Genomic DNA, 15,111 nt, shown 5'->3' with positions numbered 1-15,111 from the left:
AGAACGATGATCTTCCCCTATCGACTCGAAGCGCGCCCCACGCCCTCGCGCCTCATGCAGCTCGCCGTGCCCGTGGTCGCCGCGGTCGCGACGCTCGTCATCGGCTTTCTGATCTTCAGTCTCGTCGGCCAGGACCCGCTGCGCGCGATGCATGCGTTCTTCATCGAACCGCTGTCGAGCGTCAACGGCTGGTCCGAACTCGTGCTGAAGGCATCGCCGCTGTGCCTGATCGGGCTCGGGCTCGCGGTCGGCTATCGCGCGAACGTGTGGAACATCGGCGCGGAAGGGCAGATGCTGCTCGGCGGCATCGTCGCGGGCGGCATCGCGATTCATGCCGGCGACGCGTCCGGCTGGTGGACGCTGCCCGCGATGATGATCGGCGGCATCGTCGGCGGCATGGTCTGGGCGGCGATTCCCGCGCTGCTCAAGAGCCGCTTCAACACGAACGAAATCCTGACGAGCCTGATGCTCACCTACGTCGCGACGCAGTTGCTCATCTATCTCGTGAGCGGCCCGTGGCGCGATCCGGAAGGCATGAACTTCCCGATTTCGGCGATGTTCGGCGACGACGCGCTGTTCCCGCGCCTCTATGGCGACTGGCACTGGACGTGGCTCAAGGGCACGCGCATCAACGCGTCGGTGTTTCTAACGGCGATCGCGATTCCCTGCGTGTGGCTCTTCATGCGCAAGAGCTTCGCGGGCTTCCGGATGAACGTCGGCGGTCTCGCGCCGCTCGCCGCGCGCTACGCCGGTTTCTCCGACAAGAAAACGATCTGGACCTCGCTCCTGCTCTCCGGCGGCCTCGCTGGTCTCGCGGGCATGGGCGAAGTGGCCGGGCCGATCGGCCAGCTTCAGGCGGGCTGGTCGCCGGGCTACGGCTTCACGGCGATCATCGTCGTGTTCGTCGGGCGGCTGCATCCGGTGGGCATCGTGCTCGCCAGTTTGCTGATGGCGCTGCTCTACCTCGGCGGCGAAGCGGTGCAGACGTCGCTGCAACTGCCGCAAGCGCTCGCGGGCGTGTTCCAGGGCTTGCTGCTGTTCTGTCTGCTCGGCTGCGATCTCTTCGTGAATTTCCGCATCAAGCGCAGGACGCCTGCGCATCACGCCGCTTAATGAAGTGACGAGGCTCAGAACAACATGGACATCAATCAAGCCAGCAATCTCGCCTCGAGCGCCGTGATCGCCGCCATTCCGCTGATGTACGCGGGCGCGGGCGAACTCGTCGCGGAAAAATCGGGCGTGCTGAATCTCGGCGTCGAAGGGATGATGCTGATGGGCGCCGTCGCCGGCTACGCCGTCACCGCGATCACAGGCAGCCCGTGGCTCGGCATCGTCGCGTCGGTGTTCGCCGGACTCGCGATGGCGCTGCTCTTCGGCTTTCTCACCATCACGATGCTCGCCAATCAGGTCGCCACGGGCCTGTCGCTGACGATCTTCGGCATCGGCTTCTCGGCCTATGTCGGCAAGCCGTATACGTCGGCGGCGGTGCGCGCGACCATCGACGTGATGCCGATTCCGGGCCTCTCCGGCATTCCCGTGCTCGGGCCGGCGATCTTCTCGCTCACGCCGCTCGGCTATCTCGCGTTCATCATGTTCGGGGTGATCGGCTGGTTCCTCTACAAGACGCGCGCGGGGCTCGTGCTGCGCTCGGTCGGCGAATCGCCGGCGGTCGCGCATTCGGTGGGCTTTCCGGTCGTTGGCGTGCGCTATGGCGCGACGCTCTTCGGCGGTGCGATGGCCGGCATCGCGGGCGGCTACTACTCGATCGTCTATCTGCACGTATGGCAGGAGCAATTGACGTCGGGCCGCGGCTGGATCGCGCTCGCGCTCGTCGTGTTCGCGACGTGGCGGCCGGGGCGGCTGCTCATCGGCGCGCTGCTGTTCGGCGCGGTGATGGCGCTACAGTTCTACGCGCAGGCGATCGGCGTGCCGGTCCCGACGCAATTCCTCGCGATGCTGCCGTATATCGCGACGATCGTCGTGCTCGTGCTCATCTCGCGCAATCCGAACACGATCAAGCTCAACGCGCCGGCATCGCTCGGCAAGCCGTTTTTCGCGGCGAGCTGATGCTGTTGTTCGCGCGCAGCATCGCGATTCCGTTCTCATTTTTGACCGACCACACTGATGCGGGCCTTGGGTCTGGCAATTCGTTTGACAAACAACATCGACCAGGAGAATCACAATGAATAAAACATGGCTGAAGGCGATCACCGCGACGGTCGCACTGTCCGCCACCGTCGCGGCGTTGAGCGCGCGGGCGGCGGATGCGCCGGGCGTCGCGTTCGTCTACCTCGGCAATCCGGGCGATGCAGGCTGGACCTTCGCGCACGATGCGGGCAGCAAGGAGGCCGAAGCGAAATACGGCAGCAAGATCAAGATCACGCGCGTCGAGAACGTGCCGGAATCCGCGGACTCCGAGCGCGTGTTCCGCGATCTCGCGAACAAGGGCAACAAGATCATCTTCGCCACGAGCTTCGGCTATCAGGATTTCGCGCTGAAGGTCGCGAAGGATTTCCCGGACACTGTCTTCCTGACGGCCACCGGTTTCAAGAAGGCGAAGAACTTCGGCACGTACGACGTGCGCATGTATCAGGGCGCGTATCTGGCGGGCGTCGCCGCGGGCTATGTGACGAAGACCAACACGCTCGGCTTCGTCGCGTCGGTGCCGATTCCGGAAGTGGTGCGCAACATCAACGCCTACACGATGGGCGCGCGCTCCGTGAACCCGAAGGTCCACACGAAGGTCATCTGGATCAACAGCTGGTTCGATCCGGGCAAGGAGAAGCAGGCGGCTGAAACGCTGATCGGCCAGGGCGCCGACGTGTTGCTGCAGAACACCGATTCCAACGCGACGCTCAACACGGCCGCCGAGAAGAAGGTTTTCGCGTTCGGCTGGGATTCGAACATGAAGAAGTTCGGCCCGGGCGCGCACCTGGGCTCGGTGGTCGCGCACTGGGGCGTGTACTACAACGCGGTGATCCAGCAAGTGCTCGACGGCAAGTGGAAGAACGATCCGGTGTGGCTCGGCATTCCCCAGAAGGCTGTCGATCTCGAAGACCTGAACACCGGCGTGATTCCCGCGAAGGCAGTGCAGGCGGTCGCGGCGAAGCGTGACGAACTGCACGCGGGCAAGTGGGATGTATTCAGCGGCCCGATCAAGGATCAGTCGGGCGCGGAGAAGGTGCCGGCCGGCAAGACGCTGTCCGATCCGGAACTGCAGCGCATCAACTGGTACGTCGAGGGCGTCGACGGCTCGCTGCCGAAGTAAGCGCGCGCCTTTCACCCGCGCAAGGGAAAACCGCGCTTCGTTGCGAAACGAAGCGCGGTTTTTTCATGGCGATGCAGACAGCGCATCAATCGATACGCAGTCCCACCTTGATCGTCACCTGCCAGTGCAGGATCTTGCCGTCCTCGAGGTGCCCGCGTGTTTCCACCACTTCGAACCAGTGCATGTTGCGCAGCGTTTTCGACGCCTTCTCCAGCGCGACGCGCACGGCGTCGTCGCTCGATTGCGGCGACGAGCCGGTCAGTTCGATCTGCTTGTAGACGTGTTCCGACATAGTGTTCTCCTTGTAGTGTGATGGATCGGCTCGCGCGACCCGTCGAGTCGCAGGAAGCTTGCAATTCCGATTCAGCAAGGCACGCGCCATCACGCTCATCGCGCGTGGCTTCCATTAAAGGACACGAACGCGTGCGGGAATAGTCGGGGTTTGCGCGAACGACGACACGCTGGCCTCGTCGACGAGGCCAGCGTGCATCGGAAAGAAAACGGGGAAGGTCAGTCAGGGATCAGCGCAGCGGTCGCGACGCGGCGTCGCCCGCATCCTGGCGACGCGTGCCGCGACGCCTGCGTGCCGAGACCGTCGCGCCGAATTCGCTCAGAATCTGCGCGCGGGCGCGGCTCGCGAATACGAGGAAACCGAAACCGTTCGCCTCGTACCAGTAACCGCCGTTCTCGAGTCCGTCGAGCGGCTGTTCGAGCGCATTAGTGATCGACTCGACACAGCGCCTGTGCAGTTCGTCGATGGCCGGATAGGGCGGCTGGGCGCCCCGCACGCTGCACAGGAGGACATCGAGTCCCGGCAGGACATGGGCGTAGAGCACCGGTTCATCCTGGGCGCGCGCCCGGGCGATCTTCGTGTCTAGCTGACCAAATGGCTTGAAATGCCGAAGCACGGCGAGAAAAGACTCGTCGCCATCGGCCTTCACGCGCTTACGCTTTTTCGGGAAGGACATAAAAACTCGCCTGAAAAAGAATTGCAAGAAACGCAGCGTCCTCATGCGGCCACTCCCGTCTTGCGCGCCGCACGTCGATCTTTTATAGCGCATCGATGTGATTAGGTCACGGTGAATCGGGCCATTCATCTTTGGCACCGGCAGGCTGCCGGTGCCCGTTCCTGGCGCACGATTCGTGCCGATGACCATTTGGCGGCCCGCTTGGCACATCCATCAGAGCATCTATCTCAATAATAGTCCTGCTCACACCCGCGCGAATAGCTTTCGTAAAGAAAAAAGCGGGTGGGCGCACCAAGCAAACGGGGGGCCATCAGGCAGACCCGCGCGGACCACGCGGGTTCCATCTATTTCGAGCGGGTTTGCCGCCTAGACGCGCGGCGCGTTCTTGAGTTCGTCGCGAATCTCGCGCAGCAGCAGCACGTCCTCGGGTGTGGCGGGCGGCGGTGCGGCTTCGGCCGGCTTGCGCAGATTGTTGATGAACTTGACCATCAGAAAGATGATGAACGCGAGGATGATGAAGTTGATAAGCGTGGTGATGAACGAGCCGTAGCCGAACACGGCGACGCCCGCGGTCTGCAGGTCCTTGTACGAATCGGGATTGCCTTTGAACGTCGGTGGTATCGGCCCGAGTTTGACGAACAGGTTCGAGAAGTCCAGTCCGCCGGTGGCGAGACCGACCACGGGCATGATCAGATCCTTCACGACGGAGTTCACGATCGTCGAGAATGCGCCGCCGATGATGACGCCGACCGCGAGGTCCATGACGTTGCCCTTCAGGGCGAAGTTCTTGAATTCTTCAATCATGCTCATGCGCGGCTTCCTCCAGTTTGAGTCAGACGGTTGTGCGGGTCAAAGCGGCAGCAAGGGCTATGCCATTGTGACGCCCGCGAAACGCGGAGCGAGCCGTGTTTCATTGCGGGCACCGTCAATGATAGTCAATTCGATTGCGGACCGCCGCGCGGACGAAAATCGTTCACGCCGACGGCACGCGTCCCACGCTGATCGCCGCGCAGAAAGCCGCGTGATCGGCAACCGTCTGCGCGCCGTAACGTTCGGCCCACATCGCGTAGGCCGCGTCGAGCCGGTCCGAGTTGCCGCAGTAGCCCGCGATGAGCGCGGCGTCGCCAGTGCGCGCATGGGCGCGGGCGAGCAGCAGGCCGAGACACCACGCGTAAAAATCGAAGGTCGCGCCGTGCAGCCAGTCGACGGGAATCGAGCCGCGAATCTGCTTCATCTGCCGTACGTAGAAATCGCGCCCGGAAATGGTGGTCCAGCCGAGCAGCGCGTCCGATGAACTCTGCATGAGCCGCTGGCCGTGCACGACGCGCCGTCCCTGATGCCGGTACGGTTCTTCGAGCGGCGGCACGAAGGGCGCGGCGGCGGGCACGATGCCTTCTTTCACCTGAATGAACAGCGGGTCGCCGAGCGCGCGGCCGAGCATCAGCACGAGATACGCGCGCGTGCCGACGCTGCCCACGCCGACGACACGATGCGCCACATCCACGACGTCGTAGCGCTCGAGCATCATGCGCCATTCGCCCGCGAGCGTCTGCAGATAGGCCTTCAGCCCATCGATCACATGATTCTTTTCGGCGGCGTCGAGCGCGGTCAGGATCGGCGGATCGACCTTGAAGCGATAGCTCTTCCCGGCGGGTTCCGCGACTTTCGCGAGCATCGTCGCGTGGGAGCGTTTCATCGCGCGTTCGACCGTTTTCTCGATGGTCGCTTTTTCGCCGGCGTCGAGTTTTGTCGGCGCGTCCATGTGCAGCGCGCTCGCGTAGGAGCGCATCTGCCAGAGATCGTAGGGGCTCACTTGCCAGAGCCCGGCCATTGTCGTGCGATACGCCGCGCACGACGAACGCACCGCGCGCTCGCGCCCGGCCGCATCGACGCCGTTTTCGCGCGCCGCGACATTGATGCTCGCCGTCAGCCGTTTGAGATCCCACTCCCACGGACCGACGAGCGTTTCGTCGAAATCGTTCAGATCGAACACGACGTCCTGGCGCGGCGTGCGAAAGAGGCCGAAGTTGTTGATGTGCGCATCGCCGTCGATGATCACGTTGTGCCCGATCGACGGTGACTTCGCCAGATCCCACGCCATGACGGTCGCGGAGCCGCGCAGGAACGCAAACGGCGACTCGGCCATGCGCAGCATGCGCAGCGGAATGAGGCGCTCCTGCCGGCCGGCGTTGCCTGCGAGCACGCGTTCGACCGGATCGGGCCGATCGGGCTCGGGCGACCAGGCGCCGTGCGCGTCGAACGGAACGGCGTCGCGCAGCGAGCGGCCGTGAGCGCGGCTTTGTTCGGCCGCGCCGTTGATCTGGCCATTCGCCGAGGCGGAATCACGGTGTGTAGACAAGACGTGCTCTCCTTCGCCGATGGGCGGCGTGTCCAGTGTTCGTCGAACGCGGAGCATTTGCCGCTCCCGGGTGGAACGTTTTACACGCACGAGAGAGAGGCTCACGCGCCGCATCTGTCCGAGCCACGCGACGCAAGCCGCGCGCCGCGACATCATATGGGCACGCTAAATGCTCCTTACGATCCGCTTGAAGCCCCGCAATGCCAACCCGATTCCCGACGCACCTCGCGTCAATCTTTCGAACACATCATCTCATGCCGAACGAACTCCGCATTGCCGAAGGCTCCCCGTTTCCGCTCGGCGCGACCTGGGACGGAAAGGGCGTCAATTTCGCCCTCTTTTCCGCGAACGCGACCAAGGTCGAACTGTGTCTTTTCGACGAGAAGGGCGAAAAGGAAACTCAGCGCATCGAGCTGCCCGAATACACCGATGAAGTCTGGCACGTCTACGTGCACGGGCTCGAACCCGGCGCGGTCTATGGCTATCGCGTGCACGGTCCGTACGAGCCGGAAAACGGGCATCGCTTCAATCCGAACAAGCTGTTGCTCGATCCGTATGCGAAGGCGCACGTCGGCACGCTGAACTGGGACCCGGCCGTGTTCGGCTACACGCTCAACGCCGAAGGCGACGACCTCACGTTCGACGAACGCGACAGCGCGCCTTTCATGCAGAAGTGCCAGGTCGTCGACCAGACTTTTTCCTGGACACACGCCACGCGCGTGCGCGTGCCGTGGGAACACACGATCTTCTACGAGACGCACGTGCGCGGCTACACGAAGCTGCATCCGGCGATTCCGGAGCACATGCGCGGCACCTTCGAGGGACTCGGCCAGAAGGAAGTGGTCGAGTACATCAAGAGTCTGGGCGTGACGTCAGTGGAGCTTCTGCCGATCCACGCGTTCGTCAACGACAGCTATCTGCTCGACAAGGGCCTCACGAACTACTGGGGCTACAACACGATCGGCTTCTTCGCCGCCGATCCGCGCTATTTTTCGCGCGGGCCGGGTGTCGTCGCCGAATTCAAGGAGATGGTCGACCGGCTGCACGAAGCCGGCCTCGAAGTGATTCTCGACGTCGTGTACAACCACACCGCCGAAGGCAACGAGCGCGGGCCGACGCTGTCGTTTCGCGGCATCGACAATGCGTCGTACTACCGGCTGATGCCGGAAGAGGCGCGCTACTACATCAACGATACCGGCACCGGCAATACGCTCAATCTGTCGCATCCGCGCGTGCTGCAGATGGTCACCGACAGCCTGCGCTACTGGGTGACGGAGATGAACGTCGACGGCTTCCGTTTCGATCTCGCGACGATTCTCGGCCGCGAGCCGTACGGCTTCGACGAAGGCGGCGGCTTTCTCGACAGTTGCCGTCAGGACCCGATCTTGTCGAGCGTGAAGCTCATCGCCGAGCCGTGGGATTGCGGTCCGGGCGGCTATCAGGTCGGCGGCTTTCCGCCGGGCTGGGCGGAATGGAACGACCGCTATCGGGACACCGTGCGTGAGTTCTGGAAGGGCGACGAGGGCGTGTCGCCGGAGCTCGGCAAACGCATCACGGCATCGGGCGACAAATTCAACAAGCGCGGGCGCCGTCCTTGGGCGAGCGTGAACTTCATCACCGCGCATGACGGCTTCACGCTGAACGATCTCGTCTCGTACAACGAGAAGCACAACGAGGCGAACGGCGAAGACAACAAGGACGGCCATTCGGACAACAAATCGTGGAACTGCGGCGTCGAAGGCCCGACCGACGACCCCGAGATCCGCGCGCTGCGCGAGCGCCAGAAGCGCAACATGCTCGCGACGCTGCTCTTTTCGCAAGGCACGCCGATGCTGCTCGCGGGCGACGAATTCGGACGCACGCAGAAGGGCAACAACAACGCGTATTGCCAGGACAACGACATCAGCTGGGTGAACTGGGACATCGACGAGGACGGACAAGCACTCACCGAGTTCGTGCGCAAGCTGACGACGCTGCGTCACACGCTGCCGGTGCTGCGGCGTCAGCGATTCCTCACGGGCGAGTACAACGACGACTTGCAGGTCGCCGACGTCAGATGGCTCGGCACGACCGGCGACGAACTCACGCAGGAGCAATGGGACGATCCGAACATGCACTGCTTCGGCGTCTTGATGGACGGCCGCGCGCAGGCGACGGGCATCCGCAAGCCGGCATCGGATGCGACGTTGCTGCTTATCGTGAACGCGTATCACGATGTCGTCGACTTCACGCTGCCCGATATTCCCGGCCCCGACGAATGGATCTGCCTCATCGACACGAATGCGCCGATCCGCGAGGAGTTGCCGGAGTTCGGCGCGGACGACGTGTATCAGGTGACGGGCCGCTCGCTGCTCCTGTTCGCGCTGCAGCCGCGCGGCGCGACGAAGCGCATTTTCAAACGGCTGGAAGAAGCGCTGACGGACGAAGTGCCGCCGGAAAGCGAGGACAAGAAAGCGGAGGGCTAAAGCGCGCAATCCCGGGACGCGGCGCGCGACCGGGTATCATGCGATTTTTGCGATAGCGACAGGAGGCGGCGAAAGCCGCCTTCTTTTTTACCGATGGCCGTTTCAATCACGCATCACCGCGCGCCCGCCGAAGGCCGCATGGCGCCGATGGCATGATCCTGCATGCCATCCTGCACGTCGCGAGCTGGGATCAGCTCGAACGCATCTGGGAATTCATCGTCGGCTTCTTCAAGTTTCTGTGGGGGCTGTTGCGTTTTCTCGGCGGCGGATGAATCCGCTGATTTTCCGCGCCGAAACGAAAAGGGCCCCGCCTGAGCGGAGCCCTTGAAACTGCGTGCGCGGGCGGATCAGGAGTCGCGCCAGTTGTCGTCGTTGCTGCCGAGGTCGAGGCCTGCGCCGCCGCTGCCGTCGTTCCAGTCGTTCGAGCCGTTGCCTAAATCGAGGCCGCCGCCATTGTTGTTGCCGAAGTCGAGACCGCCGTTGTCGTTCTGCGGCGGACGATCCACCGGCACTTCGCGCTCGATCACGCGATCGCGCCCATGCGACATTGCTTCGCCGAGCAGCACGCCGGTGAGAAGCCCCCCCATGCCGCCGCCGAACCCGCCGCCGCCTTGCTGGATGATGACGGGCGGCTGTTGCCCTTGTTGCGGCGGATACGGCCCTTGCTGCGGATATTGCGGCTGGCCGCGACCGAAGCGCTCGGCTTCCTGCGCATACGGCGACGTATTCGGCGCGCCCGCCTGCGGGTTGTTCGCCGCGTTCGGATCGGGCCGGCCTTCGGCGCGCGCCTTCAGGCTCGCGACCTGATTTTCCAGATCCTCGATCGCATACGGCGGCACGGGATTCTTCGAGTTCGACAGCGACTCGACCATCTCGCGCAACTGCGTCTCCGCGCCTTCGACGTCTCTCAGCAATGCCTCGTGACCCGGCGCCGTGGAGAGCCGCACGTCGAGCTTGAGCGTGCGCACTTCGTTGAGCAGTTCGGTCGCGCGCTTGATCTGCGCACGGCGATTGTCTTCGGCCTGACCGTCGTCGCGCGTGCGTGCGCGGCGCAAACCCCAGCGCAGCACGAGTCCGATCGCCGCGATCAGCAACGCGAACCCGATCCACGCGCCCATGCCGATGCCGTGCTTTTGCGGTGCGGGCGCGGCGGCCTGATTCTGATTGAACGGGTTCTGCGCGGTCGACGTAGCCGTGCCGTTGTCCGATCGCGGCGAGATGCTGGCGCGCGTCGCATCGGCCTGAATGCGGGCTTGCGTGGCCGCGAAGCGCGACGGATCGGTGAAACTCAACGATGGATCGATGGATTTCGCCTGCTGCAGATGCGAAAGGGCGTCGCTATAGCGGCCCTCACGGTCGAGCACCTGCGCGTAGAGATAGTGCGCGTGCGCGTTCTTCGGATGCGCGTCGAGCACTTCGCTCAACTGGGAGTCGGCCTTTTGCCAGTTGCCCTGCGTCATCGACTGCTCGACCTGCTGCGCGGTCGGCAACGCGAACGCGAGCGGGGAAGCGAGCGACAGCGACAACGCCAGAGCCGTCAAAGTCTTTTTCATGATGCGGGCCGGACGCGATGAACGTCCGTCTCCTGTCGGTGCTGCAAAGGGGTGAAGCAAATCGTGTTGCTCAAGGTAACGCATATTCGTGCGACGCGTGGCTCGCCCGGGAGTTCACCACGCGTCTCGATCAGCACTTACTGGGCCGGCGTGTTCAACTGCTTCTTCAGCGCTTCCAGACGATCTTCGACGGACGGCCCGCGATTGAGCGCGGCGAGCTTGTCGTCGAGCGCCTTGCCGGACTTCTGATCCGCCGAATTCAGGCGCGCATCCGAGCGCGCGTTGGCGAGCTGAACCTTGTCTTCGAGCTTCTGAAAGTCCTCCGAAAGATTCTTCCCGCCGATGCCGCCCAATGCCGTCGCCGCGGTGTCCTTCGCCTGCGCGATCTGCTGCTTCGCCTGAAGAATGTTCGAGCGCGCGTTGAGATCGTTGCGGCGCTGACGCATGTCGGTGATCTGCTGCTTCAGATGGTCGACGGACGGCACGAGCGTCTGCAGTTCCGCCGCGAGCGCGTCGCGTTCGGTTTCGGCGTTGGCCTGCGCGGCGAGTGCTTCGCGCGCGAGGCCTTCATCGCCGGATTGCAGCGCGCGCTTGGCGCCGTCTTCGTACTTCTTCGCCTTGTCGGCGGCGGCGTCGCGCTTGCTTTGCTGCGTGGCGACCTGCGCTTCGATCTCGATGAGCGAGTTTTCCGCCTTCGCGATGCTGTCGTCGAGCTCGCGCACGATCTGGCGTGCGTCGCGCGAAGGGTCCTGCATGGTGTCGGCGGCGTCGTTCAAGAGGCCTTTGACCGTGCGCGTGATGGAATCGAAAAGCGACATGTATTTCTCCTGGATGAAGACGGCGGCGTGCATATGCCTGCGTCGGCACGCGGCTCGAATGTGAGGCGCAATGCGCGGGATTGCAAGCGCACGAGACCCTTACGTGCACGCCGGGTTTACCCGCTCATTAGATCATGCCGTGGCTTAATCGGGACTTAACGGAAGGTTAAGGAGTGTAACGGCGCGCCTTGCCGGAAAAGGGCGCGCGGCGTCCGGGCGGTCAGCGCTCCGAATGCGTGTCGTCGGTGAGCGATGCGTCGTCGCCCTGATCCGTGCCGTGCTCGATCTCGTCGTCCGATTCAGCGGGACCGGGATGCGCCTGCGGGAGCGCGCGCGCCTGCGCGGCGCGCTTGGTCGCGCTCGCGGCGGCGTCGCGGGCTTCGCGCGCGGCTGCCTTGGCGGCGACGCTCTTGAGCGCGGCGTTGAGCGCATCGGGCGCCTTGGGCGCACGCAGACGATCGACGATGCCCGCGACCTTGATCTGCTCGCTTGTCGCATTGAAGTTCAGCACCGCGCGGCGCATGAGCTCGCTCACGCTGATGCCGAGAGAGTCCGCCGTTTTGCTGATGGCCAGCTTCTGCGCGGGAGTCACGAAAACAACGATGCGTTCGCTGGGTTTGGTCGTCATGAGCGGCTCGCAAACAGTAAGGCGATCGTAACGGGACAATCGCGACTTCGGCTTAACAAACGGCACGGCATCTTGACAGCAGGCTCGCGAGGTGTTTCGGGAACCCGCGATCCGTTCAGCCATCATATCGGTTTGCGCGCCGCCGTGCGTGTGAACCACCTCGCATCACACGCGATGAGCGTTACGCAAAAAAGGCACGCGATCAAAGACTTGGCTATTTTCTCATACGGTTGTCCACAAGGCTCTCAACACTTTCTGTGGGTAACCCGGCATTCGCGCGCATTCGGCGGCCCTCACGGCATTTACTTACAAAAAAATCCAGCGGGTTTTGTAGGCGCGCGCGCGAATTCTTTAAAATGCACTGTTACCCTCGGTCGAAGCCGGCCCGCAATTCGCTCGTCCCCGTCTTTGCAGTAGCGCCGTCACCGGCGCTTCGCGGCGCGGCAGCGCGCGCGCTTCACAGCGCGCCGAACGAACCCAGTCATGCCTATCATCAAACGACCCGACTCATCGAAATCCTCGCGTTACGATCGCGAACCCCGCTGGAACGACTCTCGCAACGACTCACGCAATGACTCGGGCGGCCGCGACGGAGGCGGACGCAACGGCGGTGGCGGCCGCGACGGACGCAATGGCCGGAACGATCGCAACGACCGCGGCGGGCGAGGCCGTTCTCCGCTCGCGCGCATCGCGCTGTGGTTCGCGGGCCTCGCGGCCATCGGCGCTGTGGTCGGCGCGCTGATCGTCGGCTATGCGCTCGTCGTCATGGAGCCGAATCTGCCGTCGCTGAATGCGCTCATCGACTATCGGCCGAAGGTGCCGCTGCGCGTCTACACGGCGGATCACGTGCTGATCGGCGAATTCGGCGAAGAGCGCCGCAGCCTCGTGCGCTTTCAGGACATTCCCGACCAGATGAAGAAGGCGGTGCTCGCGATCGAGGATTACCGCTTCTACGATCACGGCGGGGTCGACTTCATCGGCATCCTGCGCGCGGGCGTGAGCGATCTGATGCACGGCGGCGCATCGCAGGGCGCGAGCACGATCACGATGCAGGTCGCGCGCAACTTCTTTCTCTCGAGCGAGAAGACCTACACGCGCAAGATCTACGAGATGCTGCTCGCGTACAAGATCGAGAGCGCGCTCACGAAGGATCAGATTCTCGAGCTGTACATGAACCAGATCTATCTGGGCGAGCGTGCGTACGGTTTTTCGGCTGCGGCGCGCGTGTACTTCGGCAAGGATCTGAAGGACATTTCGCTCGCCGAAGCGGCGATGCTCGCGGGGCTGCCGAAAGCGCCGTCGGCGTATAACCCGGTCGTCAATCCGAAGCGCGCGAAAGTGCGTCAGCAGTACATCCTGAAGCGCATGCTGGATCTGAACTTCATCACGCGCGAGCAGTTCGCTCAGGCGAGCGCCGAGGAAATCCACACGAAGTCCTCGGGCACCGAATACGGCGTGCATGCGGAATACGTCGCGGAAATGGTGCGGCAGATGATGTACGCGCAATACAAGGAAGAGACCTATACGCGCGGCCTCACGGTCACGACGACCATCGATTCCGCCGATCAGGACGCCGCGTACAAGGCCGTGCGCAAGGGCGTGATGGACTATGAGCGCCGGCATGGGTATCGCGGGCCGGAGGGCAACGTCAATCTGCCGGGCAACGCGGATGACCGCGCCGAGGCGATCGACGACGCGCTCGTCGATCATCCGGACAACGGCGAGCTCGTCGCGGCAGTCGTGACGGCCGCGAGCCCGAAGCAGGTGAGCGCGCAGTTCGTCGGCGGCGACACGGCGACCGTCGCGGGCGAAGGTCTGCGCTTCGTGGCGGCGGCGCTGCGCAACAATGCGTCGAAGGCGCTCGCGATCAAGCCGGGTTCCATCGTGCGTCTCACGAAGGACGACAAGGGCAACTGGCAGATCACGCAGTTGCCGCAAGTGGAAGGCGCACTCGTTTCGATGACGCCGCAGGACGGCGCGATCCGCGCACTCGTCGGCGGCTTCGACTTCAACAAGAACAAGTTCAATCACGTGACGCAGGCCTGGCGTCAGCCGGGTTCGAGCTTCAAGCCGTTCATCTATTCGGCGGCGCTCGACAAGGGTCTCGGACCGGCGACGATCATCAACGACGCGCCGCTGTCCTTCCCGGCGGCGGGCGGCGGCGACGCGTGGGAGCCGAAGGACGACGACCAGCCCGACGGCCCGATGTCCATGCGCACCGGCTTGCAGAAGTCGAAGAACCTCGTGTCGATCCGCATCCTGTCGTATATCGGCACGGGCTACGCGCAGGACTTCGTCACGCAGAAGTTCGGCTTCGACAAGGACAAGACGCCGCCGTATCTGCCGCTCGCGCTCGGGGCCGGCCTTGTCACGCCGCTGCAGTTGAGCGGCGCGTATTCGGTGTTCGCGAACGGCGGCTATCGCATCAATCCGTATCTGATCGCCGATGTCGCCGATGCGCGCGGCACCGTGATTTCGCGCGCCAATCCGCTGATCGCGGGCAGCAACGCGCCGCAAACGCTCGAGCCGCGCAACGCGTACATCATGAACAGCCTGCTGCATACAGTCGCGACGCAGGGCACGGGTTCAGGTACCAACGTGCTGAAGCGCAACGACCTGCAAGGCAAGACCGGCACGACCAACGACGCGAAGGACGGCTGGTTCGCGGGCTATCAGAAGAAGCTCGTCGCGGTTGCGTGGATGGGCTACGACCAGCCGAAGACACTCGGCAGCCGCGAGTTCGGCGCGCAGCTCGCGTTGCCGATCTGGGTCGAGTACATGGGACGCGCGCTGCGCGGCATTCCGCAGGAGCAGATGGAGCGGCCGGACGGCATCACGACCGTCGACGGCGAACTGTTCTACGCGGACCGCACGCCGGGTGCGGGCTTTGTCGCGAGCATCGGGCTGGATAACGCCAATCCGATGGCAGGCGATGCCACCACGATGGGCGGCGTCGGGCCGGCGGGCATGCAGGCGCCGCCCGCGCCGCAAGTCACGACCGACGAGCGCAAGCAGATCATGGATCTGTTCAGCAAGCACTGACGCGGCTGTG

General features: G+C 63.9%; 12 protein-coding genes. 5 read left to right on the top strand and 7 right to left on the bottom strand.

All coding sequences use genetic code 11. The features are described from left to right. Positions 1–6: 6 nt before the first annotated feature. From AWB76_RS12625 to AWB76_RS12615, 3 genes are all read left to right on the top strand, one after another. On the top strand, positions 7–1,113 hold the full coding sequence (locus AWB76_RS12625; protein WP_061160460.1) for an ABC transporter permease: 1,107 nt from the start codon (positions 7–9) through the stop codon (positions 1,111–1,113). 24 nt (positions 1,114–1,137) lie between these two features. Continuing rightward, the gene (locus AWB76_RS12620; protein ID WP_061160459.1) at positions 1,138–2,067 is read left to right on the top strand and encodes an ABC transporter permease; all 930 of its coding nucleotides are present in this window, start codon (positions 1,138–1,140) and stop codon (positions 2,065–2,067) included. Positions 2,068–2,182: 115 nt separating this feature from the next. Then, positions 2,183–3,268 (top strand): BMP family ABC transporter substrate-binding protein, encoded by a 1,086-nt coding sequence (locus tag AWB76_RS12615; protein ID WP_061160458.1) that lies wholly within the window; start codon positions 2,183–2,185, stop codon positions 3,266–3,268. A gap of 85 nt (positions 3,269–3,353) precedes the next feature. Here AWB76_RS12615 and AWB76_RS12610 read toward each other — a convergent pair whose 3' ends face one another. From AWB76_RS12610 to AWB76_RS12595, 4 genes are all read right to left on the bottom strand, one after another. Next, a complete protein-coding gene (locus AWB76_RS12610) occupies positions 3,354–3,560 on the bottom strand; it encodes a dodecin (protein ID WP_061160457.1) in 207 nt (68 codons plus the stop codon). A 229-nt stretch (positions 3,561–3,789) separates the two neighbouring features. Beyond that, positions 3,790–4,281 carry a hypothetical protein gene (locus tag AWB76_RS12605; protein ID WP_061149898.1) on the bottom strand — a complete coding sequence of 164 codons (492 nt, stop codon included), beginning with the start codon at positions 4,279–4,281 and terminating at the stop codon, positions 3,790–3,792. A 321-nt stretch (positions 4,282–4,602) separates the two neighbouring features. Continuing rightward, positions 4,603–5,046: a large conductance mechanosensitive channel protein MscL gene (gene mscL / locus AWB76_RS12600; RefSeq protein WP_061160456.1), complete on the bottom strand. Its 444-nt coding sequence runs from the start codon at positions 5,044–5,046 to the stop codon at positions 4,603–4,605. A gap of 163 nt (positions 5,047–5,209) precedes the next feature. After that, positions 5,210–6,595 (bottom strand): DUF2252 domain-containing protein, encoded by a 1,386-nt coding sequence (locus AWB76_RS12595; RefSeq protein ID WP_061160653.1) that lies wholly within the window; start codon positions 6,593–6,595, stop codon positions 5,210–5,212. 254 nt (positions 6,596–6,849) lie between these two features. Here AWB76_RS12595 and glgX point away from each other — a divergent pair, with 254 nt between their 5' ends. Next, positions 6,850–9,060 carry a glycogen debranching protein GlgX gene (gene glgX / locus AWB76_RS12590; RefSeq protein ID WP_061160455.1) on the top strand — a complete coding sequence of 737 codons (2,211 nt, stop codon included), beginning with the start codon at positions 6,850–6,852 and terminating at the stop codon, positions 9,058–9,060. A gap of 347 nt (positions 9,061–9,407) precedes the next feature. Here the strand turns inward: glgX and AWB76_RS12585 are convergent, their stop codons facing one another. The 3 genes from AWB76_RS12585 to AWB76_RS12575 all read right to left on the bottom strand — a co-directional run bounded on the left by AWB76_RS12585 (position 9,408) and on the right by AWB76_RS12575 (position 12,059). Beyond that, a complete protein-coding gene (locus AWB76_RS12585; protein WP_061160454.1) occupies positions 9,408–10,613 on the bottom strand; it encodes a tetratricopeptide repeat protein in 1,206 nt (401 codons plus the stop codon). A gap of 137 nt (positions 10,614–10,750) precedes the next feature. Next, complete coding sequence (locus AWB76_RS12580; protein ID WP_061134541.1) at positions 10,751–11,431, bottom strand: PspA/IM30 family protein; 681 nt, start codon at positions 11,429–11,431, stop codon at positions 10,751–10,753. A gap of 220 nt (positions 11,432–11,651) precedes the next feature. Continuing rightward, positions 11,652–12,059, bottom strand: a complete 408-nt coding sequence (locus AWB76_RS12575) for a plasmid mobilization protein (RefSeq protein ID WP_061160453.1) — start codon at positions 12,057–12,059, stop codon at positions 11,652–11,654. Between the two features lie 483 nt (positions 12,060–12,542). Here AWB76_RS12575 and AWB76_RS12570 point away from each other — a divergent pair, with 483 nt between their 5' ends. Beyond that, positions 12,543–15,101, top strand: coding sequence for a penicillin-binding protein 1A (locus AWB76_RS12570; RefSeq protein ID WP_061160452.1), 2,559 nt, complete (start codon positions 12,543–12,545; stop codon positions 15,099–15,101). The last annotated feature ends 10 nt before the right edge of the window (positions 15,102–15,111 follow it).

The organism is Caballeronia temeraria, from assembly GCF_001544795.2.
Taxonomy (GTDB): domain Bacteria; phylum Pseudomonadota; class Gammaproteobacteria; order Burkholderiales; family Burkholderiaceae; genus Caballeronia; species Caballeronia temeraria.
The sequence above is the reverse complement of the archived record's forward strand: the minus strand, read 5'-3'. Positions and strand labels throughout refer to the sequence as shown.